The organism is Thiocapsa sp. UBA6158, assembly GCF_002423035.1.
In the GTDB taxonomy this organism is placed as follows: Bacteria; Pseudomonadota; Gammaproteobacteria; order Chromatiales; family Chromatiaceae; genus Thiocapsa.
Map to the genome: position 1 here is coordinate 1 of NZ_DIUM01000082.1, position 22,081 is coordinate 22,081.

Genomic DNA, 22,081 nt, shown 5'->3' on the forward strand with positions numbered 1-22,081 from the left:
GCAACATCATGAAGTTCACCGAGGGTGCCTTCAAGCAGTGGGGGTACGATCTGGCGAAGTCCGAGTTCGGTGCCGAGGAGATCGGCGGCGGACCCTGGTGCAGCTTCAAGAATCCGAAAACCGGCAAGGAGATCGTGGTGAAGGACGTGATCGCCGATGCCTTCCTGCAGCAGATCCTGTTGCGCCCGAAGGATTACGACGTGATCGCGACACTCAACCTCAACGGCGATTACATCTCGGATGCCTTGGCCGCACAGGTCGGCGGCATCGGGATGGCGCCGGGGGCGAATTTGTCCGACACCGTCGCCATGTTCGAGGCCACGCACGGGACCGCGCCGAAATATGCCGGGAAGGATCAGGTGAACCCAAGCTCGCTGATCCTGTCCGCCGAAATGATGCTTCGCCACATGGGTTGGACGGAGGCGGCCGACCTCATCATCAAGGGTGTTGAAGGTGCGATTGCGGCCAAGACCGTGACCTACGATCTCGATAGACTCATGGACGGGGCGACGAAACTGAGCTGTTCGGGTTTCGGAGACGCGGTGATCGCGCGGATGGATTGACGGGCGAGGGCTTCTGATCTTCGAAAAGAACGGGGCGCGGAATGCAAATTCCGCCCCCGGCTGTCGGCGGAAGTCAGCGTAAAGTCGCCTCCCGGGACGGACGATCGCGAGCGCTCAGCCCACGGCGATCAACTGACGCGGTGCACATTGGCCGCATGGAGGCCCTTCGGCCCCTGACTGATCTCGAACTGGACTTTTTGTCCCTCGCGCAAGGTCTTGTAGCCATCCATGTCGATGGCCGAGAAGTGGACGAAGACGTCCTCGTCGCGGCCATCGGGCTGCACGAACCCGTAGCCCTTGGCGTTATTGAACCACTTGACAACACCGGTAATCATTTCAGGGCTCCTCCAGGAGTTGCAGGTCTCGCGTTGGTGGTCGTTGTTGTTGTCGTTGTCGATGTCTGACGGGTGCCTTGAAACCTCGGAACCGCGCCATAACTGCGTAGTATAGTAAGGTGATTTCGGGGGTCAAACCGACATCCGCCGGGGCGCTCCGAGTCGGTCCTCGTCACGGGTCGGCCCGGTCGGAATCCGAACGCAGGCGTCACGACTCAACCCGGACTCGAAGCGATGCCAAACCGTGCGATCGACATCGCAAGCCTCCAAAATTTTCCTAGAATCCCCAATCATGAGTGACGACCTTCCGAGCGAGGAACGCGAATCAGGGCTGACCGTACAGGAGGCGAAACCCAAGCTTCGACGGCCGCCTCTTTTCAAGGTCCTACTGCTGAACGATGATTACACCCCGATGGAGTTCGTGGTGCAGGTGCTGGAGACCTTTTTCGCAATGAATCGCGAGAAAGCTACCCAAATCATGCTGCACGTGCATACTCGAGGTCGAGGGGTGTGCGGCGTTTTCACCAAAGATATCGCCGAAACCAAGGTGTCGCAGGTGAACGACTTTGCACGCAGTCACCACCACCCCTTGCTCTGCACGATGGAGGAGGCTTAGAGACCGACACACCTGGTCGCTGCAGCGGCTCACACCGTTTCGTCAACCCTGCTTGGATTAGGCCAATGCTGAGCAAAGAACTTGAATTTACGCTGAACCGGGCCTTCAAGGAGGCGCGCGTGAAGCATCACGAGTACATGACGGTCGAGCATATGCTGCTGTCGCTTCTGGATAACCCGACCGCCGCGAAGGTTCTCAAGGCCTGCGGTACGGACTCCGAGAAGCTGCGCCGCGAGATCACCGCCTTCATCGACGAAACGACCCCGCTGATCCCGGCCAGCGAAGATCGCGACACGCAGCCGACGCTCGGTTTCCAGCGCGTCCTGCAGCGAGCCGTCTTCCATGTGCAGTCCGCCGGCAAGAAAGAGGTCACCGGGGCAAACGTCCTCGTGGCGCTCTTCAGCGAGCAGGACTCGCAAGCCGTCTATCTGCTCAATCAGCAGGATGTGACTCGCCTGGATGTCGTCAACTACATCTCGCACGGGATCTCCAAGGTGCCCGGGGAGAGTCAGGACGACGAGGCGCCCGGCGAGATCGACGAGCCGCGCGGGGAAGAGAAGGAGGGCAGCAGTCCGCTCGAGAGCTTTGCGACGAACCTCAACGAGATGGCGCGTCTAGGGCGGATCGACCCCTTGATCGGTCGCGCGGCCGAGGTGGAGCGCACCGTTCAGATCCTCTGCAGGCGGCGGAAGAACAATCCGCTGTTCGTCGGCGAGGCGGGCGTGGGCAAGACCGCGATCGCCGAAGGTCTGGCGAAGAAGATCGTCGACGGCGAGGTCCCGGAGATTCTGAGCGACGCCGTGATTTATTCATTGGATCTCGGCGGCCTGGTGGCCGGCACCAAATACCGGGGTGACTTCGAGAAGCGCCTCAAGGCGGTGCTCGCGCAGCTCAAACGCCAGCGCCACGCGATCCTCTTCATCGACGAGATCCATACCATCATCGGTGCCGGATCCGCCTCGGGCGGGGTCATGGATGCCTCGAATCTGATCAAGCCCGTGCTGGCGTCCGGCGACCTGCGGTGCATCGGCTCGACGACCTACCAGGAATATCGCGGGATCTTCGAGAAAGACCGAGCGCTTGCGCGTCGCTTCCAGAAGATCGATGTCGAGGAGCCCTCGGTGGAGGAGACCTTCGAGATCCTCAAGGGCCTCAAGAGCCGGTTCGAGGAGCACCATCAGGTCACTTACACCAACCCGGCCTTGCGTGCTGCCGCGGAATTGTCGAACCGCTACATCAACGATCGTCATCTCCCGGACAAGGCGATCGACGTCATCGACGAGGCCGGCGCACACGTCCAGCTCAAGAGTCCGGCGAAGCGCAAGAAGCGTATCGATGTCGGCGATGTCGAGGCGATCGTTGCGAAGATGGCGCGTATCCCCTCGAAAAAGGTCTCGGCCTCGGACACCGAGTCGCTCAAGAACCTGGATCGCGATCTCAAGATGGTCGTCTACGGGCAAGACGCGGCGATCGATGCCTTGACGGCCTCCATCCGCATGAACCGCTCCGGTTTGGGGACCGAGGAGAAGCCGATCGGCTCGTTCCTGTTCACCGGACCCACGGGCGTCGGCAAGACCGAGGTGACACGTCAGTTGGCGCGTATCCTGGGGATGGAGCTTTTGCGCTTCGACATGTCCGAATACATGGAGCGACACACGGTCTCGCGTCTCATCGGCGCGCCGCCCGGATATGTCGGCTTCGACCAAGGCGGACTGCTGACCGAAGAGGTCAACAAGCATCCGCATGCGGTCTTGTTGCTCGACGAGATCGAGAAGGCCCACCCTGACGTCTTCAATCTGCTCCTGCAGGTGATGGACCACGGGACACTGACCGACAACAATGGCCGCAAGGCGGACTTCCGCAACGTGGTCCTGGTCATGACGACCAACGCGGGGGCGGAAGAAACCGCGCGCCGATCGATCGGCTTCACCGAGCAGGATCATTCGACCGACGGTATCGAGGCGCTCAAGCGCTACTTCACGCCCGAGTTCCGCAATCGGCTCGACGCGGTCGTGCAGTTCGGGTCATTGAGCGAGCAGACGATTCGCAGCGTGGTGGACAAGTTCGTGTTCGAGCTCGAGCAGCAGCTCGAAGAGAAGAAGGTGAGTCTCACGATCGATGCCGACGCCCGTACCTGGCTGGCGAGCAAGGGCTACGACCCGAAGATGGGCGCGCGCCCGATGGCCCGTGTTATCCAGAACCACATCAAGAAGCCCTTGGCCAACGAGCTTCTTTTCGGCGAACTGGTCACCGGCGGCAGCGTGCGCATCCATGTGGAGGGTGGAGCGCTCGCATTCGAGATCAACGGCGAGCCGCGATCGCTATGAGCAGCGCTCGAGCGACAGGCATCGCCCTGCGCTTCGAGCCATCATCGCGTCGCCGGCAAAGGAATGTCGGTCGGCGCGCAAAACCCTGAAGGGGTGCTTGTCGTCTTCCCTGCGATGGCCGTCGGCCGATGACGCCGGCGTCGCTGCCTGCGTCGCGCGTATCCGGGGAACCTCTCCCCTGCGTCTCGGAGTACTTTTCGTTTCGACCTGGCCTATCGCGCTCGATACACGATGCGGCCTTTGGTGAGGTCGTAGGGGGTCAGCTCGACGGTGACCTTATCGCCCGTGAGGATACGGATATAGTGCTTTCGCATCTTGCCGGAGATATGAGCCGTCACGGTGTGACCGTTCTCCAGCTCGACCCTGAATACAGTGTTCGGCAGGGTTTCGGTGACCGTGCCTTCCATTTGGATAACGTCGTCTTTTGACATAGTTTTGTATGTTGTAATGCGTGATCGGATCCGGGCTATGAAGCTCCGGAAGTGTACCATAGGTTGAACGCCCCAGCGGGGCAGCAGCGATCGTATCGTGCCGAGCCGATTGCCCGACGGGTCTTAACCGAAGTCCAAGGGTCGAGTGCGCTCGAACCTGACCCACGTCTGACCGTCCCATGCCTCGATCGGGCGGAAACGCTCTTTATACCGCATCTTCGCCGAGTCCCGAAGCCAATAGCCCAGATAGAGATAGGGTACGCCGAGGCGTCGAGCCGCTTCGATCTGCGCCAGGATCGCGAAGGTCCCAGGCGAGCGTTCCGAATCAGCCGGATCGAAGAAGGTGTAGACGGCGGAGAGCCCATGCTCGATGACGTCCGTCACCGCCACGCCCACCAATCGCTCGCCGAGCCGCAGCTCGATGAAGCGGGTCGATCCGCCCCAGCGCTCGACCAGGAAACGGCGGTAACTGTCTTCGGATGCATCGTCCGCCATACCGCCTTCGGGATGGCGCGCCCTCAGGTAACGTCTGTAGATGTCGAAATGGCTCGGCTTGAAGGCCGCCGGGGTGTCGAGGAGGTTCAGCTCAGCCGAGTTACGCCGCCAGTTGCGACGTTGCGAGCGGTCCGGGACGAAATCCGCAACCGGCACGCGCACCGGCACGCAGGCTGCACAGCCGAGACAGGCCGGTCGGTAAACATGCGCGCCGCTGCGGCGGAAACCCTGATCGACCAATGCTTGATAGGTCGCGCCGTCGATGCTGGCGGTGGGGTCGACGAAGAGGGTGCGCGCCCGATGCCCCGGCAGGTAGGAGCAGTTGTGCTCGCCGGTCAAATAGAGGGCGAGGTGGCGCCCGGCAAGGGGGCCGTCCACGGCATTCATAGTGTCTCCGCGTTGCCGTCGAGAGGGGGCAGGTGTTCGAGTCCGTCGTCCCAGTGTCGACCGGAGGTCTCGGGCACGGGTTGCCGACAGAGTCGATCCAATCGGTGCACCAGCTCGTCGCGCGGGATCTCCACGGCGCCCAAGTGGATCAGATGCTCGGTGCGCATCTGACAGTCGATCAGGCCGAACCCCCAGCGCGTCAGGCACTCGCACAGATGCACGAGTGCGACCTTCGATGCGTCGGTCGCCCGGCTGAACATGGATTCTCCGAAGAAGGCGCCGCCGACGGCAACGCCGTACAGGCCGCCGACCAGCTCGCCGTCCTGCCAAACCTCGACCGAATGCGCGATCCCGCGTCGATGCAGCGTCTCGTAGGCCATCACCATCTCCGGAAGGATCCAGGTCCCGCCGTGCGCGTCCCGCGGTGCCGCGCAGCCGCGAATGACCGCGCCGAAGTCACGGTCCATGGTGACGCGGAAGGTTTGCTTGCGCAGCCGTTTTCGCAGACTGCGCGGTACCTTCAAGGACTGCGGAAAGAGCACGGTGCGCGGGTCCGGGGACCACCAGAGGATGGGGTCGCCATCGCTGAACCAGGGAAAGATCCCGCGTCGGTACGCGCTCTCCAGACGCTCCGGGGACAGATCGCCGCCGAACGCCAGCAGGCCGTTGGGCGCGCGCAGGGCGTGGCGAACATCCGGGAATGCGGATCTGTCGTGCGGATGCAGTTGCGGAATCATGTCGAGTCGCGTCCGGGCGATGCCGAAACGCCAGCAGGACCGCCGTCTCGGCGGTAGGGGCTGTGGGCCTGCATCTCGGCGATGTAGTCGTCCATACCCTCGGCCTCGAGGGTCACGAAGCGTGCGATGGCGTCGCGGAAAGCGGGGTCGGCGATCCAATGCGCCGACCAGGTCGGGGTCGGCAGGAAGCCGCGGCTGACCTTGTGCTCGCCTTGCGCTCCCGGCTCGAAGCGGGTCAGGCCCTTCTCGATGCAATAGTCCAGGCCCTGATAGTAGCAGGCCTCGAAATGCAGGCTGTGGAAGTCCTGAAAGCATCCCCAATGGCGTCCGTAAAGCGAGCGTGCGCCGACCAGGTCGAATGCTGCGGCCACGATGTCGTTGCCGTACTCGGCCAGCACCAGCAGGAGACTCTCGCCCATCGTCTCGCCGATGGCCTGGAAGAAGGGCAGCGAGAAGGTCGGGATCCCGCCGCGCTTGTCGAAGGTGTCGCAATAGAGCCGATGGAAGGTGGCCCATTCCGCCTCCGTGACCGCGTTGCCCGGGATGCGTCGAATCCGTACGCCGGATTCGATGACGCGGCGCCGCTCGCGTTTGACCTTTTTGCGCTTTTCGGCCGTAAAGGTCGCGAGATAATCGTCGAACGAGCTGTAGTCCCGGTTGCGCCAGTGAAATTGACAGCCGACGCGTCCGAGCAGGCCCTGACCCTTGAGGAGTGCCTGCTCGTCGTCCGCCGTGAAGAGCCAATGCATCGAGGAGACTCCCGCCTCCTCGGCCACCCGGATCGCGCCCTGAATCAGTGCGCGTGCGTGCTCTCGGCGCGCGGGCGAATCCCCGGTCAGGAGACGCGGTCCCGTGGCGGGGGTGTAGGGCGAGGCGATCACCAGTTTCGGATAGTACTGAAGCCCTTTGCGCCGGCAGGCGTCCGCCCAGCTCCAGTCGAAGACGAACTCCCCGTATGAATTGAACTTCAGGTAGCAGGGCGCGGCCGCGACCAGGTGTCCCTGCGCGTCGTGCAGCGCGAGATGCCGCGGCAACCAACCGAGCGTCTCGCCGACGCAGCCGTGACGTTCCATGGCATCGAGGAACTCATGCCGTAGGAAAGGGCTGTCGTCCCCGGCGAGGCGGTTCCATTGATCCGCGGGGATGTGGGCAATCGCCGAGTGGGTCGTCAGTCTGTACATGGGCATCGATCGGATGGCCGGGCCGGTATCAGCCACATGAGGGCGCCCGATCGGTGCCCAAGGCGTCAGGGGCTCGGTCGCGCTATTTGTCCCCGGCGGCCAAGGCGTCCAGATACTTCTCCGCATCCAGCGCGGCCATGCAGCCGGTTCCGGCGGAGGTGATTGCCTGACGATAAACGTGGTCCATCACATCGCCTGCGGCAAAGACGCCCGGCACGGAGGTGGCTGTCGCATTGCCGTCGATGCCGCTGTGGACCTTGATGTAGCCGCCGGCCATCTCGAGCTGCCCGTCGAAGATCTGGGTGTTGGGCTTGTGACCGATCGCGATGAAGACGCCTTGCAGATCGATATCCTGTGTGGACCCGTCCAGCGTGCTCTTGATGCGCATGCCGGTGACGCCGGTCGCGTCGCCGAGGATCTCGTCGAGCGTGTGGCTCCAGGCGATCTTGACGTTGCCGTGCTCGGCCTTCTCAAACAGATGCTTCTGCAGGATCTTCTCCGCGCGAAGCGCGTCGCGTCGATGCACCAGAATGACTTCGGAGGCGATGTTCGACAGATACAGCGCCTCTTCGACCGCGGTGTTTCCCCCGCCGATCACGGCGACCTTCTGGTTGCGATAGAAGAAACCGTCGCAGGTGGCGCAGGCCGACACCCCGCGACCGCGGAAGGTCTCCTCCGAGGGCAGGCCGAGATACATGGCGCTCGCACCCGTGGCGATGATGAGTGCATCGCAGCTGTAGACGGCCGAGTCGCCGGTCAGCTTGAAGGGACGGGTCTGCAGATCGACCGCGTTGATGTGGTCGAAGATGATCTCGGTCTCGAAGCGCTCGGCGTGACGCCGCATCCGCTCCATCAGGTCCGGTCCCTGAACGCCGTCGGGGTCGCCTGCCCAGTTGTCGACGTCCGTCGTCGTCATCAGCTGCCCGCCTTGCTCCAGACCTGTGACCAGGACCGGGCTCAGGTTGGCGCGTGCGGCGTAGACGGCCGCCGTGTAGCCGGCGGGGCCGGATCCCAGGATCAAGAGCCGGCAGTGCTTGGTTTCGCTCATATCTCGATTCTCCAGTTAAACCGCGCCCGGTGCGGTATGCATCATGTGTCGGAGTGGCTTGGCCGCGCCGGCTCCGACGATTGTCGGAGCCGGCGCGGTTTCAGTCGTCAAAAAGATTAAATCCAAACCGCGTCTCACCGAGAGCGAGGACATCTCCAAAGCCAAACGCAAAATGAAAATGACGCATTTCGCTCTCGACGCGTTTGAGTTGCGCGTTGTTTTCGGGTCGGGCGACGCCTCGAGTCCGGTCGGGATTCGCGGTCCATGCTCGGCGATGCGACGCTCGAGGTCCTGCGTGACACCCCTGCACCGCCGTGCCGTCCGCGCGCGGTGTTCACGGGTTTTTTTCCCCCTCGGCACGCGCGGTCACGCGGCGGACCAAAGGCCCCAGGGTCAGGCCCTGCACCAGCACGGAGAAGACCACGATGATGTAGGTCACGCTCAGGATCAGATCGCGCGTCTCGCCCTCCGGCAGCGACAGGGCCAGAGCGACCGAGATCCCGCCCCGCAAACCGCCCCAGGTCAGGATCGAAAGAAAGCCGGGTTCGAACTTGCGATGGCGGCGCAGCAGGTGGAAGGGCAGACCGACACTGGCCAGTCGCGCGAGCAGCACCAAGGGGATCGCGAGGAGACCGGCCAGCATGAATTGCCCGTTCATGCTGATCGCCAAGACCTCCAATCCGATGATCACGAATAAGACGGCGTTGAGGATTTCGTCGACCAACTCCCAAAAGTCGTCCAATCGATAGCGTGTGGCCTCCGTCACGGCGATGGCGCGGCCTCGACTGCCGATGATGAGGCCGGCGACCACGATGGCGATCGGTGCCGAGACGTGTGCATGCTCGGCGATGGCATAGCCGCTCATGGCCAGTGCCAGGGTCACCATGATCTCAACCTGATAGTCGGCGGTCTTGCTGATCATGTACAGCGCGATCCAGCCGATGACGAAGCCGAACGCCAGCCCTCCGACGATCTCGGTGGCGAAGAGCGTCATGGCGTCGCCGAACGCCGGGGGCGTCTCGCCCGCGGCGAGACCTGCCAGCAGCATGAAGACCACGACTGCCACGCCGTCGTTGAAGAGTGATTCGCCGGTGATCTTCATCTCCAGTGATTTCGGGGCGTTTGCATTTTTCAGGATGCCGAGCACCGCGACCGGATCGGTGGGCGAGATGAGCGCACCCAGGAGCATGCAGTAGATGAGCGGGATGTCGATCCCGAGCGCGAAAAACAAGAGCCAGCTTCCGCAGCCGATGAGGACGGTCGCTCCGATGACGCTGGCCGAGGCAAGGATCGCAATCGCCCACTTGTGTCTGGCGAGCTCCCGCAGATCCACATGCAGAGCGCCGGCGAAGAGCAAAAAGCCCAACATCCCCTCCAGCAGGGCCTTGCTGAAATCGATGCTGGCCAGCATGCGTTGAACCTCGTGCTCCAGCGCCCGGGCGAACGGAAACGGCAGCAAGAGCACCAGTGAAAACGCCAGGGCGATCAGCATCAGTCCGATCGCGTTGGGCAGCTTGAGAAAGCGATCGTTCAGCCAACTGAAGAGCGCCGAGAATCCGATCAGGACGGCGAGAACATCGAAGATCCGCATCGTTTGGTTCCTTGTTTCGCTGGGCGGAGTCGTTGTCGATTCCGATCGAGCCTTATGCGGTCCGCTGCCTGCTCTCCGCGCGGTCGGGTTCGTTCCGAGGCGGGCCTCGGCACGCAGCCGCAGTGCGATTATGCCGTGTCTTTGTCGGTTCGGCGCGCCGTTACGCATCGGCAGTCGCCCCGGTTCGCGCAACGGCGCCCCGCGAGCGCGGGACGGGGCTGGCGGGACGGGCGGAAAAGCGCACTTGACACCTTGCGATCGGCAGTTTAAAAGTTTATTTTACAGTCTCTTGCAAAATAGACCGAGTGTTGATTATGAGGCCATGGCAAGACGGTTGCGTCCTCTGCGCCCTCTTGGTGTCCGGGATCCTTGCGGGCTGCGCCACCCAGCGCGGTGACGGCCTCGACGGCCCGCGCGCCGACGTGGTGCTGGCCGGGTTATCCCAAGTCGGAACGCCGTACGTCTACGGGGGGAGTAGCCCCGACGAAGGTCTCGACTGCAGCGGTCTGACCTATTACGCGCACCATGTCGCCGGCGTGCAGATCCCGCGTGTCTCGACCGAGCAGCTGCGCACTGCAACACCGGTTCCCGGCCGTCAGCCTCGTCCCGGCGATATCGTCTTCTTTCGGATTGCGCCGGGGGAGCATCACGTGGGTCTGATGGTGGACGACGAACGCTTTGTCCACGCATCGACATCGCGTCGACAGGTCCGGCTCGATCGGCTCGCGACGCCTTACTGGCAGGCCAGGTATCTGGGGGCCGGGACCTATCTCGACTGATTCGCCCGATCGAGCGCGGCCTTCCCCTCGCGTTTTTCGCACCAATGTAGCACAATGCCCGACAGCTTCCGGTTCAACCGGGGGTGTCGATGTCACCACAATGAATCACTCGAAGGAGTTGACAACCATGTCCGATAAGCCAATGAGCACGAGCCGTCGCGACGCTGTCAAGGTGATGCTGGGTACCGCTGCCGCGATCCCGGTCATCAATCTGGTCGGCTTCGGCACCGCGCGCGCCGAGGTGCCTGCGAACGCAGTCGCTGCGAACGATCCCACCGCGGTCGCGCTCAAGTACAACGCCGATGCGACCCAGTCCGACCGTGCCGCTGCGGCCCGTCCCGGTGCGCCAGCCGACGAGCAGTTCTGCAAGAATTGCCAGTTCCACCTCCCCGACGTCGCCGGTGCGACCGAAGAGTGGCATGGCTGCAGCCTGTTCCCCGGCAAGTTGATCAACGTCAACGGCTGGTGCGCGTCCTGGACCCTGAAGGCCGGCTGATCGCCTCGATCAGTCTCCTCGGATCGTCCGAAACGGGGCCGTTTGGCCCCGTTTCTCGTTGCATCGCCGACCTTCGGTGCTTAACCCACCCCGGGATCATGTGCCGCACGCCAACCCTGCCGACTCCGGATCAGCTGCCTGATTTCGCTGGGCCCGATTTTTGCTTTGATTTTTGAGAGCGAGACCTTTCCAAGACGTTCGCCGGTGACCCTCATGCCCTTCTCGCAACAACCCTCGTCCTCAAGCCCCGAGATTGCCCAACCCTATCGCGGCGCAGCTCGGTTTCCCGATGCCTCGACCCCGAGCTGGCGCATTGCGATTCTGCGCGGCATCGTCTGGGGCCTGATCGGGATGATCTATGCGCCCTTGTTTACGGGACTCGCCGAGTTGTTCCAGGGCCTCGGCTTCGGCCACGGCTCCTACATCGCAGCTGCCGCCCTGGCGGGCGGTGTGGGTGCTGCGCTCTACGGTGCGCGAGAGGTGGCTCTGATCGCGACGGGCATCGGTGTTCTGGTCGGCGTCCTCGTTCTGACGCTGTTTGCCGAGCAGATGGCGGTCTTGCATCTCGTTGTGGTGGCGGCCGCCGTCGCGGGTCTGGTCGGACTGACCGTGAGCTTCCCCGAACGTTGCTCGAGACATGTCCCCGGGAAAACCATGGCTGGCTTGGCGACCGGTGCGATCTGCGGCGGTTTTCTGGCCTTCGTCGAGCCCTTCCATCCGAATCCATTCTCCTCGTTTGCGGTCCTGGCCTTTCTCGTGAGCGTCAACGGGGTGCTCTATGTGTCGACCGTGCGCTGGTGGCTGTCGGTGTCGCGTCGGCTGCATTGCGAGTCAAGGCCCTGCTACATCATCGAGTCCTTGGTCATGGCGACACTGGCGGGTGTGGCCGCCGGCAGCGTTTGGATGATGATCGGCCCCCTGATCGACGTCGAGGCCGGGTTGTGGCAATCCGCAAGCGCGGCCATGCACGAGCGCATTCCGATGGCCATCCTCGGGGGTCTGTTCGGCGGCGCGATCGCCGGCATGCTGCTCGAGTTCTTCCGGTTTTCCTGGGTGCATGATCTTTAAGACATGGCGAAAACAGCCTCAAGCCGGAAATGGCTCGATCGGCAGCACAGCGATCCCTACGTCAAGCGCGCGCAGCGCGAGGGGTATCGTTCGCGCGCCGCCTACAAGCTGCTCGAGATCCAGGAGAAGGATCGGATCTTTCGCCCGGGCATGCGGGTCCTGGATCTGGGAGCCGCTCCGGGCAGTTGGTCCCAGATCGCAGCGCGCCTCGTCGGGCCGCGGGGCAGTGTCGTTGCGCTCGATCTGTTGCCGATGGATGCTCTGGCCGGCGTCGTCGTCCTGCAGGGTGACTTTCGCGCGCCCGAGATGTTCGAGCAACTCTGCGAAACCTTGGGCGGCGAGGCGCTCGATCTGGTGCTCTCGGATATGGCCCCCAATATAACCGGGATGACGGTCGTGGATCAGCCGCGCTCGATGTACCTTGTGGAATTGGCCTTGGATCTGGCGCGGTCGCGTCTGCAACCCGGCGGGTCTCTGGTCGTCAAAGTCTTCCAAGGCACGGGCTTCGACGAGATCCTGACCGAGCTGCGACGGAGCTTCTCCAAAGTGGTCAGTCGTAAGCCAAAATCGTCTCGATCCCAGAGCCGAGAGCTTTACCTGGTCGCCAAAGGCTTTCATCCTTGAGGCGTCGGTGCTAGTTTCGATTGTCCGACCTCGACATCATCGCGTCGGTCCACCATCAGCAGGGGCAAGCAGCCGTGAATGACATGGCGAAAAACATACTTCTTTGGGTGGTCATCGCCGTCGTGCTGATGTCCGTCTTCAACAATTTCACCACCGCGCCGACGACCCCGCGGACTTTGACCTATTCCGATTTTATCGAGCAGGTCCGTGGCGGAGAGGTGAAGGAAGTCACGATCCAGGGTCGCACGATCGAGGGGATCAGCGGCTCCGGGCAGCGGTTCACCACCTTCAGCCCAGGCGACGACGGGCTCGTGGGCGACCTCCTGAATCACGACGTCGTGATCAAAGCGGCGCCCCCGGAGAAACAGTCCGTCCTCATGCAGGTTCTAATCAACTGGTTCCCGCTCCTGATCCTCATCGGCATCTGGATCTTCTTCATGCGGCAGATGCAGGGCGGTGCCGGCGGTCGCGGCGCCATGTCCTTCGGCAAGAGCCGCGCCCGGATGCTCTCGGAGGATCAGGTCAAGGTCACCTTCCAGGATGTCGCGGGTGCCGAGGAGGCCAAGGACGAGGTCTCGGAGATGGTCGATTTCCTGCGCGATCCGAGCAAGTTCCAGAAGCTCGGCGGCAAAATCCCGAAGGGCGTGCTCATGGTCGGTCCGCCCGGAACCGGCAAGACCCTGCTCGCCCGCGCGATCGCCGGCGAGGCGAAGGTGCCCTTCTTCACCATCTCGGGCTCGGACTTCGTGGAGATGTTCGTCGGTGTCGGCGCCTCGCGGGTGCGCGACATGTTCGAGCAGGCCAAGAANNACGACGAGCGCGAGCAGACCCTGAACCAGCTCCTGGTGGAGATGGACGGCTTCGAGGGCAACGAGGGCGTCATCGTCATCGCGGCGACCAACCGTCCCGACGTGCTGGATCCGGCATTGCTGCGCCCGGGTCGGTTCGATCGACAGGTGGTCGTCCCGCTCCCGGACGTGCGCGGTCGCGAGCAGATCCTGAAGGTGCACATGCGTAAGATCCCGGCGGCCGAGGACGTGAAGGCGTCGGTCCTCGCACGCGGCACGCCCGGGTTCTCGGGCGCGGATCTCGCCAACCTGGTCAACGAGGCGGCACTCTTCGCCGCTCGGTTGAATAAGAAAATGGTCGACATGGACGACATGGAAAAGGCGAAGGACAAGATCATGATGGGCGCCGAGCGTCGCTCCATGGTGATGTCGGACGACGAAAAGCGTTTGACCGCCTATCACGAGTCCGGCCACGCGATCGTCGGTCGGCTGGTGCCCGACCATGACCCGGTACACAAGGTCAGCATCATCCCGCGCGGCCGAGCACTGGGCGTGACCCTCTTCCTGCCCGAGGACGATCGCTTCAGCTACAGCAAGCAGCGTCTGGAGAGCAGCATCTCGAGCCTCTTCGGCGGACGCTTGGCCGAGGAGCTGATCTTCGGCCCGGAAAGCGTGACGACGGGTGCGCAAAACGACATCCATCGTGCGACCGAGATCGCCCGCAACATGGTCACCAAGTGGGGCCTGTCCGACAAGCTGGGTCCGCTGACCTACAGCGAGGAGGAGCAAGAGGTCTTCCTCGGGCACTCGGTCACCCAGCACAAGAGTGTGTCGGATGAGACGACGCATTTGATCGACGAGGAGATCCGCAACGTGATCGAGCGCAACTACGAGCGTGCCCGCGGTCTGCTCCTTGCCAATATGGACAAGCTCCATAACATGTCGGCTGCCCTGATGAAGTACGAGACGATCGATGCCGAGCAGATCAACGACATCATGTCCGGTCGCCCGCCGCGTCCACCGAGCGACTGGGAGGACGAGGAAACCGGCGGTCGACCGGCAGGGCGTCGCTCCGATCGTGCCCGACAAGCGGATCCCGAGTCGGACTCCGAAGACGGGACGCTTGGACGACCTGCCAGCGAACACTAGGCGCGGAGGTCGGTATGTCGGGACGTCGTTATTTCGGGACGGACGGGATCCGCGGGCGCGTCGGGGAGGGGATGATCACTCCGGACTTCGTCCTGAAGCTCGGTTGGGCGGCGGGAAGGGTCTTCGGCCAAGGCAACGGGAATGGCGGGAAGGTTCTGATCGGAAAAGATACGCGGATCTCGGGCTACATGTTCGAGTCGGCCTTGGAGGCGGGCCTGGTGGCGGCGGGGGCAAACATCCGGCTGCTCGGGCCGATGACCACGCCCGGTGTGGCCTATCTCACAAGGACCTTTCGCGCCTCGGCCGGTATCGTCATCACCGCATCGCATAACCCCTATCAAGACAACGGCATCAAGTTCTTCTCGGCCGATGGCGATAAGCTTCCGGACGACGTCGAAGAAGCAATCGAGGCGGAACTCGAGCGGCCTCTGCGCACCGTCGACTCGGCCGCGCTCGGCAAGGTGAAGCGGATCGACGACGCCAACGGGCGCTACATCGAGTTCTGCAAGAGCACCGTTCCGACGAGCATGAACTTTCGCGGTCTCAAGGTCGTGGTCGATTGCGCCAATGGCGCGACCTACAACACGGCGCCCTATGTCTTCGAGGAGCTCGGCGCCGAGGTCATCCGCGTCGGTACCGATCCGGACGGTTTCAATATCAACCGCGATGTCGGCTCCACCCACCCGGAGGCCTTGTGCCGAGCGGTCTTGCAGGAAGACGCCGATCTGGGCATCGCCTTCGACGGCGACGGCGACCGTGTGCTGATGGTCGATGGCAAAGGGCAACTGATCGACGGCGATCGGCTCCTGTATGTGATCGCCAAGGACCGTCTTGCCGACGGGGCGATGCGCGGCGAGGTCGTCGGCACCCTGATGAGCAACCTCGGCTTCGAGCATGCATTGCAGCGTCTCGGTGTCGGATTCGTGCGGGCCAAGGTCGGCGACCGCTACATCATGGAACATCTGAAGCGCTCGGACGGCATCCTCGGCGGCGAGCCCTCCGGACACATCATCTGTCGCGACCGCACCAGTACGGGTGACGGCATCGTCGCGGCGCTCCAGGTTCTGGCCGGACTCAAACGGCTCGACCGAGGGCTGCATGAGATCTGTGCCGAGGTCGAGCCTTATCCCCAGATCCTGATCAATGTCCGGTTGGACGCCCAGCGCGATATCGTCGGGCTGCCCGCCGTGCAGGATGCAGTCCAGACCGCAGAGCAGACGCTCGCGGGCCGGGGGCGCATCCTGCTGCGCCCGTCCGGGACCGAGCCGTTGGTTCGGGTCATGGTCGAGGGTGTGGACGCGAGCGAGGTCCGGCGTCTTGCCGAGTGGCTGGCCGATGTCGTGCGCGCCCAGATCGCGCCCTCATCGGCCGGGCTGCCGTCTTGACCGCGTCCAGCTCAATCCATGGAATGTGGTCGACTCGTCTCGCCTTTATCCTGGCGGCGAGCGGATCGGCCGTGGGTCTCGGCAATATCTGGCGCTTTCCCTACACCGCCGGCGAATACGGCGGCGGGGCCTTCGTGTTGGTCTATGTGCTCTGCGTCGTTCTGATCGGCGTTCCGATCATGATGGCCGAGATCATGCTCGGTCGGCGCGGTCGGCGCAGTCCCATCAACACCATGCGCGCCCTGGCCCGCGCCGAGGGCCGCTCGCCTGCTTGGCAGTTGTTGGGCTGGATGGGGATTCTCGCGGGTTTCCTCATCCTCTCCTTCTACAGCGTGATCGCGGGCTGGACCATGGGGTACATGTTCCGTGCCGCGACCGGCATGTTCACCGGCATCGACGGCGCGGATGCCGGCGAGATGTTCTCCGGCCTGATCGGCGATGCGGAGCGCCTGCTCGCCTGGCACACCATCTTCATGGTCATGGTGGTGCTGGTGGTCGCGCGCGGTGTCGCCGGCGGGCTGGAGAAAGCCGTGCGCATCCTCATGCCGGCGCTGTTCCTGCTTCTCGTGGTCATGGTCGGATACGGCATGCAGGCCGGAAATTTCGACCAAGCGGTGACCTATCTCTTCGAGCCTGACTTTGCCGAGTTTCAGGGCAAAGCGGGCGAGGCGATCCTCAGCGCGATGGGCCAGGCGTTTTTCAGCCTGAGTCTCGGGATGGGTGCCATCATGATCTACGGGTCCTATCTGAAACGCGACTCCTCGATCGCACAGAACACCATGATCATCGCCGGGCTGGATACCCTGGTCGCCCTGTTGGCCGGCCTTGCGATCTTTCCTATCGTCTTCGCCCACGGTCTGGCGCCGGACAGCGGCCCCGGTCTGATCTTCCAGACCTTGCCGATCGCCTTCGGAGACATGCCGGGCGGTGCCTTCTTCGGGACCCTGTTCTTCGTCCTCTTGCTGTTCGCGGCCTGGACTTCGGCGATCTCCCTCCTGGAGCCGCTGGTGGCCTGGCTGGTCGAGAATCTGAGCTTCAGCCGGGTGCGTGCCTCCGTGCTGGGCGGCGTGACTGTCTGGCTGCTCGGCATCGCCTGCCTGCTGTCGTTGAACGCCTGGTCCGAGGTGAAGATCTTCGGCAAGGGTTTCCTGGATCTCTTCGACTTCCTGACCGCGAACATCATGCTGCCCTTGGGCGGCGTCCTGATTGCGATCTTTGCCGGATGGATGCTCTCGCGGGCCTCCTCCGTCGATGAGTTGGAGATGGGAGACGGCTGGTTCTACCGGCTCTGGTGGTTGCTGATTCGTTACATCGCCCCCATTGCCGTCGGCATCGTGCTGCTGAATGCCGTCGGCCTGTTGACGTGGATCCGGCTGGGATGAAGCGCGCGGAGACCGCCTGCGACGGGTTTCTTTCGGCTCGGCTCCGGGTAGACCCGTTTGCCTGGATCAACGGTTGTCGAGCGACGACATCCGGATCTTTTCATTCTCTAAACCGCGTCGCGCACACGGCTTTGGATGCCCTCGAGGGCGCAGGCTCTGTCTAAACGTCGGTTTTTCACTCTGGACGCGGTTTCGCTGTGGCTATCGTCAGAAAAAGTGCGCTGGTGCCTTACTCGGCATCTCAGATGTTCGACCTCGTCTACGATGTCGGCTCCTACCCCAAATTTCTGCCTTGGTGCGACAAGACGCGCGTCATTTCGGAGACCGATGGGAAGATCTGCGGTCAGATCGAGGTCGCCCGCATGGGGATTCGCCAGACCTTCAGCACCTGCAACCGATTCGAGCGCGACCGGCGGATGGACATCGATCTGCTCGACGGGCCGTTCCGCAAACTGGTCGGCGGATGGCGTTTCGTCCCTTTGCGCGAGGATGCCTCCAAGGTCGAGCTCGAGTTGGAGTTCGAGTTCTCGGGGCATCTGATCGACAAGGCCTTCGGGGCCGTGTTTCACCAGATCGCGAACACTCTGGTGGACGCCTTTTGTCGGCGCGCCGAAGAGGTCTACGGTGACTGACTATCTGAAGGTGTCCGTGGCCTATGTCGGTCCGAACGACCAGGTACTCCGTCCGCTCGAGGTGCGCATCGGGACGACGGTACGCGAGGCGATCGAGCAGTCCGCGGTGATCTCGAGATGCCCCGAGATCGATCTCGCGGTCAACCAAGTCGGCATCTTCGGAAAAGCGGCCAAATTGGATCAGGGCCTGGAGGATGGTGACCGCGTCGAGATCTACCGTCCCTTGATTGCCGATCCCAAGGAAGCACGCAAGCGACGGGCAGCAGAGGGTAAGGCTATGCGCAAGGGCGGCGCGGACGCCAAACCCAGCGCCGGTTCCTGAGCCGGAGCCCATCCTGGACGGGTCAGTATCCCCGGGCCGCATTGCCATCGGCCCGCTTTCTTCGCCGGCGGGCTTCTAATCCTTCGGCTCCAAGCCGATCGTTTCAAGACCGCGCTTGATCAGTCCTTTACGTTCCTGATAATCCGGCACGGTGACGACCATTTCCTGCGGTGCTCTGGCCTCTGCGCGCGCCGGATTCGGGCGAATGTCCCCCTCGATGCGCGCAAGGCTTTCGTCTTGGAAGTACAGTGTCAGGTAGCGGATCTGCATGGGATCGTGCCCACGCTGGATGGTATAGGTGTAGTCCCAGCGATCGGCCTGGAAGAAATCCGTCAGCAAGGGCGTCCCCAACAAAAATTGAACCTGGCGCTTGTTCATCCCGAGCTCCAGTCGATCAACCATCTCTTCGGTGATGATATTGCCTTGTTGCACCGTCATCTTGTAGACAAACGGGAGATCCTCCAGGACAGAGCCCCGGTACTCTTCGGGCTTTTTGTCACGGGAGCAACCGGTCGTGGCGAGCGCGACCAGACAGCCGAGAATCGAGATATAAACCAGCTTTCGCATGTCTTGAAAACAGCGCATTTGCATTAAACCCAGGCATGATACAGCAGCGCCCGGATCTGATCATCGGGGTGACGAATCAGAAAACGAATCGGGCATGCCCGCGCGCGGTGCGCGGCTTGACTTAGACGGGGAGATGGGATTTGGAAATCGAGCAGATCAAACAGGCAGGTCTCAAGGTCACGGCACCGCGGGTCGCGATTCTTGCCGTCCTCGAAAGCTGCGGCAAGCGCCACCTGAGCGCCGAGGATGTCTACAAGGAGCTTCTCAATAATGGAGAGGAGATCGGGCTTGCGACCGTCTATCGCGTCTTGACCCAGTTCGAGGGGGCGGGGCTTGTGTGCCGGCGTCACTTCGAAACCGGCCAGTCCGTCTTCGAGCTCAACAGCGGCGATCACCACGACCATCTGGTCTGCATCAAATGCGGCAAGGTCGTGGAGTTTTGCGACCCGATGATCGAGGAGCGCCAGTCCAAGATTGCCGAGGAGCGCAACTTCCGCATCGAAGATCACTCCCTCGTGATCTACGGGATCTGCGCGGAGTGCGAGAAGACGAAGAAGCGGTGATCGGCCCAGCCAAAACCGATCACCCCGGGCTTTGCTAAGGGGTCGTCACCGCAACGTTCGTGGCGCCGACGGTCACGCCGGCCGTCTGCATGCGCAGGAACAGACGGCTCATGGCTGGATCGAACGCGACCGGCTGGCCGGTGCCGGTAACCAGGACGGTGTAATAGACCGTTTGGCCTGCGGCAAGGGTTCGGGTCAGATTGTTGCCGCAGACAATCCACTCGCCTTGAGCATTGGTTTCACATACTCGTAGGCTCAACGGAAGGCCCCGCCCGCCGTCGTCCGCGCTGACGTTGACCGTCCCGGCACTGCCGATGTTGACCGCGGCCGCAGCGAAGAAACCGGTGCCGTCGCGACTCGGCAGTCGCACCACGCCGTCCCCGCTCGGCGTCACGCCGACCGCGAGCAGGTCCGGCGGTGCCGTTGTCGCCGCCGAGAGGATGAAGGTATTGAGTCCCGCGTGGCTGAACGCGGGCACGGTGTTCGTGCAGTCGAACACAGGCGCAATCTCGGTCGCCGCCAGGGCTCGGCTCGGTGCGATGCCGAAGACAAACCCTTGCGTCGCGCCCGGCGCGATCTCGGCGGGCGTATCCGGCGTGCCGATCAAAACGTTCTCGGAATCGGTCGTCTGATAGGTGAAGGTCGCGGGGAATCCGCCCGGCAGGGCGATCGAACAGCCGTTGGCCGTCTTGTCGCCGCTGTTGATGAGACTGGCGTAGGCGGTTGCGGTCTCGCCGATACCGACCGCGCGTGCATAAGGGAGCACCGCCGCCTCGATCCGAGTCTCCCCGCCCGGCAATGACTCGAAGTTCGCGACGCAGTCGGTATCCCCCTCCAGCGAATGGAGATAGGGGCAGGATGGATCGCCGGACCAGCCGGTCCAAACGGAGCCCGGATCGGCGAAGGCTTGAAGGAATATCTCTGACCCGAGATCGAAGTCGGCCTCGCAGGTGCTGCCGCAGTCGATGCCCGTCGGACTCGAGGTTATGGTCCCGCCACCGGTACCCGTCCGGGTGACCGAAACGCGTCCGCTTCCTTCGATGAAGCCGGCTTGACGCCCGAGCCAGTAAGTCAAGAGATAGTCGACACCCGCGAAGGCGACCTCGGGTGCCCCCGGATCCATGAGCTTCCAGGGCTGGCGCTCCCAAATGAAGGTGGCGCCGGGGCGATCGTCGACATCGGTGGCGATAGCCGACAGGCCGGGACATTCGGGATCTTCGGGGTACTTGTAGCGCACGTCCAGCGGCTCGGCAGTTTGCGGCGCTTTCGGGAACAATGCGAGCTGGGCGAGATGCGCGTCGAGCAGTGCCTCGACGGCGTCCTCGGGCGACGCTTGCGCAGCATAGAGAAAGCCGAAGAAGACGTTCTTGTGGTCCTCGACAGCCGACCAAAGCGCATCCCGCAGAACATCGCTCTGCAGTCGCGCGCGACGCTCCGGGTCATCCTCCAGCCTGACCCAGTTGTAGATCGGCATAAAGGCGACGTTGAGCCCATGGTAGCTGGCGCCGCATCGATTGGTATTCTCCCAACCCGCCGCGATCCCGAGCCAGTTTTCGACCTGCTCGTCATAGTGCGCCAGCAGTGCCGCATGACGCGCCTCGTATCCCGGAACCTCCGCGGTCACCTGCAGAGCAACCCGAAAGGTGGCGGCAAGCTGAATCGCCTGACTCGGCAGGAGGACATCGGGCAGCCATCCGAGGCCGGGGATCTGGCGCACGAACTCGCTCGGGTTCGGCCAGAACACCACCATCCCGGAGCCCTGCGCCTCGAACGGGTTGGTGCGAATATTGAGAATCGGAATTCCGTCCGGGGTCTCGTCGTCGGTGTAGACCGCATGCTCCAGTTCGAGCGTGGTCGAGAAGTTGCTCGCCCCGTTGATGATGACCTTCACGCGCTTGCGCTCGCGCCGCATGAGCTGCTCGGCGAAGGTGGCCACATCTTCCCGGATGAGCTGACGAATGCCCGGGTCGGATGTCGCCTCGTAAGCGAGCGACATGCCGAGCAGCACGCCCTGGTATTGATCGCGACTGACCCGGCCACGCCAGTGCCAGAGTGCATCCTCGTATGGAACGTCCCGAATCACCTCCGGATCGCCGGCCGGCAGGGTTGCCAAGACGGCCTCCGGACTATCGGCCGGCGCCGCGAACCGGGCGAGATAGCCCGCATCGCCTGAGATTCGCCACCAACGGTGCAGCACCCTGACCGTCTCGGCGACCTGATCGGCCGCATCGGCCGCGCCGGTTGCCTGCAGACGCAGTGCCTGCGCGGCCAGATAGGCACCGGTCCAGATCGTGGGATCCCGCTCGCCGCCGTAACTCTTGACCTGCGCATAGGTGTCGTCCGTGAACTGCCCGGACATGACCCCACCGGCCGGCATCAGGCGCTCCCGCATCCAGATGTCGTGATCGGCTGCGCGCCGGTGCAGGTCCTCATGATCCGCCCCGGAATCGAAAGCGCCGGAGAAAGTGGCATGGCTTATTGCCCCGATCAGCAGTGCGGCGAAGCCCAAGAGAATCGTTGTCTGCGGTGCTTTCATGGCGAACGTCTCCTAAACGACAACCCTACTCGATGCACGGGTTCGGCAGTGATCATCGCCTCAGACTCGCGTCGGGAGT

General features: G+C 63.1%; 22 protein-coding genes. 13 read left to right on the forward strand and 9 right to left on the reverse strand.

Features of this window, described 5'->3' with window-relative positions:
• Nucleotides 1-563: isocitrate/isopropylmalate family dehydrogenase (locus tag B4N44_RS11440; RefSeq protein ID WP_296700871.1), on the forward strand; the 563-nt coding region annotated here is incomplete at its 5' end.
• A 128-nt stretch (nucleotides 564-691) separates the two neighbouring features.
• Here the strand turns inward: B4N44_RS11440 and cspD are convergent.
• The gene (cspD, locus tag B4N44_RS11445; protein ID WP_007193300.1) at nucleotides 692-898 is read right to left on the reverse strand and encodes a cold shock domain-containing protein CspD; all 207 of its coding nucleotides are present in this window, start codon (nucleotides 896-898) and stop codon (nucleotides 692-694) included.
• A 292-nt stretch (nucleotides 899-1,190) separates the two neighbouring features.
• Here cspD and clpS point away from each other — a divergent pair, with 292 nt between their 5' ends.
• Together clpS and clpA are read left to right on the forward strand one after the other, a co-directional pair.
• On the forward strand, nucleotides 1,191-1,514 hold the full coding sequence (gene clpS, locus B4N44_RS11450; protein ID WP_093031007.1) for an ATP-dependent Clp protease adapter ClpS: 324 nt from the start codon (nucleotides 1,191-1,193) through the stop codon (nucleotides 1,512-1,514).
• Between the two features lie 65 nt (nucleotides 1,515-1,579).
• Nucleotides 1,580-3,841, forward strand: coding sequence for an ATP-dependent Clp protease ATP-binding subunit ClpA (clpA, locus tag B4N44_RS11455; protein WP_296700876.1), 2,262 nt, complete (start codon nucleotides 1,580-1,582; stop codon nucleotides 3,839-3,841).
• A 212-nt stretch (nucleotides 3,842-4,053) separates the two neighbouring features.
• On the opposite strand, the gene infA is transcribed toward clpA, so the two are convergent.
• The 6 genes from infA to B4N44_RS11485 all read right to left on the reverse strand — a co-directional run bounded on the left by infA (nucleotide 4,054) and on the right by B4N44_RS11485 (nucleotide 9,711).
• The gene (gene infA, locus B4N44_RS11460; protein WP_007193303.1) at nucleotides 4,054-4,272 is read right to left on the reverse strand and encodes a translation initiation factor IF-1; all 219 of its coding nucleotides are present in this window, start codon (nucleotides 4,270-4,272) and stop codon (nucleotides 4,054-4,056) included.
• Between the two features lie 123 nt (nucleotides 4,273-4,395).
• Entirely contained in the window at nucleotides 4,396-5,154 is a 759-nt protein-coding gene (locus tag B4N44_RS11465) for an arginyltransferase (protein WP_296700879.1), read from the reverse strand.
• Nucleotides 5,151-5,891, reverse strand: a complete 741-nt coding sequence (gene aat / locus B4N44_RS11470) for a leucyl/phenylalanyl-tRNA--protein transferase (RefSeq protein ID WP_296700881.1) — start codon at nucleotides 5,889-5,891, stop codon at nucleotides 5,151-5,153. Before aat ends, B4N44_RS11465 begins: the two co-directional genes overlap by 4 nt.
• Complete coding sequence (locus tag B4N44_RS11475) at nucleotides 5,888-7,072, reverse strand: GNAT family N-acetyltransferase (RefSeq protein ID WP_296700883.1); 1,185 nt, start codon at nucleotides 7,070-7,072, stop codon at nucleotides 5,888-5,890. The genes aat and B4N44_RS11475 overlap by 4 nt, the downstream gene beginning before the upstream one ends.
• A gap of 82 nt (nucleotides 7,073-7,154) precedes the next feature.
• A complete protein-coding gene (gene trxB / locus B4N44_RS11480; protein ID WP_296700884.1) occupies nucleotides 7,155-8,120 on the reverse strand; it encodes a thioredoxin-disulfide reductase in 966 nt (321 codons plus the stop codon).
• Nucleotides 8,121-8,454: 334 nt separating this feature from the next.
• Nucleotides 8,455-9,711: a cation:proton antiporter gene (locus B4N44_RS11485; protein WP_296700885.1), complete on the reverse strand. Its 1,257-nt coding sequence runs from the start codon at nucleotides 9,709-9,711 to the stop codon at nucleotides 8,455-8,457.
• A gap of 314 nt (nucleotides 9,712-10,025) precedes the next feature.
• Here B4N44_RS11485 and B4N44_RS11490 point away from each other — a divergent pair, with 314 nt between their 5' ends.
• The 9 genes from B4N44_RS11490 (at nucleotide 10,026) to B4N44_RS11530 (ending at nucleotide 18,336) form a co-directional block, all read left to right on the forward strand.
• Nucleotides 10,026-10,490 carry a C40 family peptidase gene (locus B4N44_RS11490; protein WP_296700887.1) on the forward strand — a complete coding sequence of 155 codons (465 nt, stop codon included), beginning with the start codon at nucleotides 10,026-10,028 and terminating at the stop codon, nucleotides 10,488-10,490.
• A gap of 127 nt (nucleotides 10,491-10,617) precedes the next feature.
• Nucleotides 10,618-10,986: a high-potential iron-sulfur protein gene (locus B4N44_RS11495; protein ID WP_296700889.1), complete on the forward strand. Its 369-nt coding sequence runs from the start codon at nucleotides 10,618-10,620 to the stop codon at nucleotides 10,984-10,986.
• Nucleotides 10,987-11,199: 213 nt separating this feature from the next.
• Complete coding sequence (locus tag B4N44_RS11500) at nucleotides 11,200-12,054, forward strand: hypothetical protein (protein WP_296700891.1); 855 nt, start codon at nucleotides 11,200-11,202, stop codon at nucleotides 12,052-12,054.
• A gap of 3 nt (nucleotides 12,055-12,057) precedes the next feature.
• On the forward strand, nucleotides 12,058-12,678 hold the full coding sequence (gene rlmE, locus B4N44_RS11505) for a 23S rRNA (uridine(2552)-2'-O)-methyltransferase RlmE (RefSeq protein WP_296700893.1): 621 nt from the start codon (nucleotides 12,058-12,060) through the stop codon (nucleotides 12,676-12,678).
• Nucleotides 12,679-12,761: 83 nt separating this feature from the next.
• Complete coding sequence (locus tag B4N44_RS11510) at nucleotides 12,762-14,615, forward strand: ATP-dependent metallopeptidase FtsH/Yme1/Tma family protein (RefSeq protein WP_296700895.1); 1,854 nt, start codon at nucleotides 12,762-12,764, stop codon at nucleotides 14,613-14,615.
• Nucleotides 14,616-14,629: 14 nt separating this feature from the next.
• Nucleotides 14,630-16,000 carry a phosphoglucosamine mutase gene (glmM, locus tag B4N44_RS11515; protein ID WP_296700897.1) on the forward strand — a complete coding sequence of 457 codons (1,371 nt, stop codon included), beginning with the start codon at nucleotides 14,630-14,632 and terminating at the stop codon, nucleotides 15,998-16,000.
• Nucleotides 15,997-17,382 (forward strand): sodium-dependent transporter, encoded by a 1,386-nt coding sequence (locus B4N44_RS11520; protein WP_296700899.1) that lies wholly within the window; start codon nucleotides 15,997-15,999, stop codon nucleotides 17,380-17,382. Before glmM ends, B4N44_RS11520 begins: the two co-directional genes overlap by 4 nt.
• Nucleotides 17,383-17,579: 197 nt before the next feature.
• Nucleotides 17,580-18,014, forward strand: a complete 435-nt coding sequence (locus B4N44_RS11525; RefSeq protein ID WP_296700901.1) for a type II toxin-antitoxin system RatA family toxin — start codon at nucleotides 17,580-17,582, stop codon at nucleotides 18,012-18,014.
• Complete coding sequence (locus tag B4N44_RS11530; protein ID WP_296700903.1) at nucleotides 18,007-18,336, forward strand: RnfH family protein; 330 nt, start codon at nucleotides 18,007-18,009, stop codon at nucleotides 18,334-18,336. The genes B4N44_RS11525 and B4N44_RS11530 overlap by 8 nt, the downstream gene beginning before the upstream one ends.
• A gap of 75 nt (nucleotides 18,337-18,411) precedes the next feature.
• Here B4N44_RS11530 and B4N44_RS11535 read toward each other — a convergent pair whose 3' ends face one another.
• Nucleotides 18,412-18,903 carry an outer membrane protein assembly factor BamE gene (locus tag B4N44_RS11535; RefSeq protein ID WP_296700905.1) on the reverse strand — a complete coding sequence of 164 codons (492 nt, stop codon included), beginning with the start codon at nucleotides 18,901-18,903 and terminating at the stop codon, nucleotides 18,412-18,414.
• A 140-nt stretch (nucleotides 18,904-19,043) separates the two neighbouring features.
• Here B4N44_RS11535 and fur point away from each other — a divergent pair, with 140 nt between their 5' ends.
• Nucleotides 19,044-19,466, forward strand: coding sequence for a ferric iron uptake transcriptional regulator (gene fur, locus B4N44_RS11540; RefSeq protein ID WP_296700907.1), 423 nt, complete (start codon nucleotides 19,044-19,046; stop codon nucleotides 19,464-19,466).
• Nucleotides 19,467-19,500: 34 nt separating this feature from the next.
• Here fur and B4N44_RS11545 read toward each other — a convergent pair whose 3' ends face one another.
• A complete protein-coding gene (locus B4N44_RS11545; RefSeq protein WP_296700909.1) occupies nucleotides 19,501-22,002 on the reverse strand; it encodes a hypothetical protein in 2,502 nt (833 codons plus the stop codon).
• Nucleotides 22,003-22,081 lie beyond the last annotated feature (79 nt).

Coding starts and splice junctions, on each gene's coding strand:
- cspD (WP_007193300.1), bottom strand. CDS start 898: ATGATTACCGGTGTTGTCAAGTGGTTCAATAACGCCAAGGGCTACGGG.
- clpS (WP_093031007.1), top strand. CDS start 1,191: ATGAGTGACGACCTTCCGAGCGAGGAACGCGAATCAGGGCTGACCGTA.
- clpA (WP_296700876.1), top strand. CDS start 1,580: ATGCTGAGCAAAGAACTTGAATTTACGCTGAACCGGGCCTTCAAGGAG.
- infA (WP_007193303.1), bottom strand. CDS start 4,272: ATGTCAAAAGACGACGTTATCCAAATGGAAGGCACGGTCACCGAAACC.
- B4N44_RS11465 (WP_296700879.1), bottom strand. CDS start 5,154: ATGAATGCCGTGGACGGCCCCCTTGCCGGGCGCCACCTCGCCCTCTAT.
- aat (WP_296700881.1), bottom strand. CDS start 5,891: ATGATTCCGCAACTGCATCCGCACGACAGATCCGCATTCCCGGATGTT.
- B4N44_RS11475 (WP_296700883.1), bottom strand. CDS start 7,072: ATGTACAGACTGACGACCCACTCGGCGATTGCCCACATCCCCGCGGAT.
- trxB (WP_296700884.1), bottom strand. CDS start 8,120: ATGAGCGAAACCAAGCACTGCCGGCTCTTGATCCTGGGATCCGGCCCC.
- B4N44_RS11485 (WP_296700885.1), bottom strand. CDS start 9,711: ATGCGGATCTTCGATGTTCTCGCCGTCCTGATCGGATTCTCGGCGCTC.
- B4N44_RS11490 (WP_296700887.1), top strand. CDS start 10,026: ATGAGGCCATGGCAAGACGGTTGCGTCCTCTGCGCCCTCTTGGTGTCC.
- B4N44_RS11495 (WP_296700889.1), top strand. CDS start 10,618: ATGTCCGATAAGCCAATGAGCACGAGCCGTCGCGACGCTGTCAAGGTG.
- B4N44_RS11500 (WP_296700891.1), top strand. CDS start 11,200: ATGCCCTTCTCGCAACAACCCTCGTCCTCAAGCCCCGAGATTGCCCAA.
- rlmE (WP_296700893.1), top strand. CDS start 12,058: ATGGCGAAAACAGCCTCAAGCCGGAAATGGCTCGATCGGCAGCACAGC.
- glmM (WP_296700897.1), top strand. CDS start 14,630: ATGTCGGGACGTCGTTATTTCGGGACGGACGGGATCCGCGGGCGCGTC.
- B4N44_RS11535 (WP_296700905.1), bottom strand. CDS start 18,903: ATGCGAAAGCTGGTTTATATCTCGATTCTCGGCTGTCTGGTCGCGCTC.
- B4N44_RS11545 (WP_296700909.1), bottom strand. CDS start 22,002: ATGAAAGCACCGCAGACAACGATTCTCTTGGGCTTCGCCGCACTGCTG.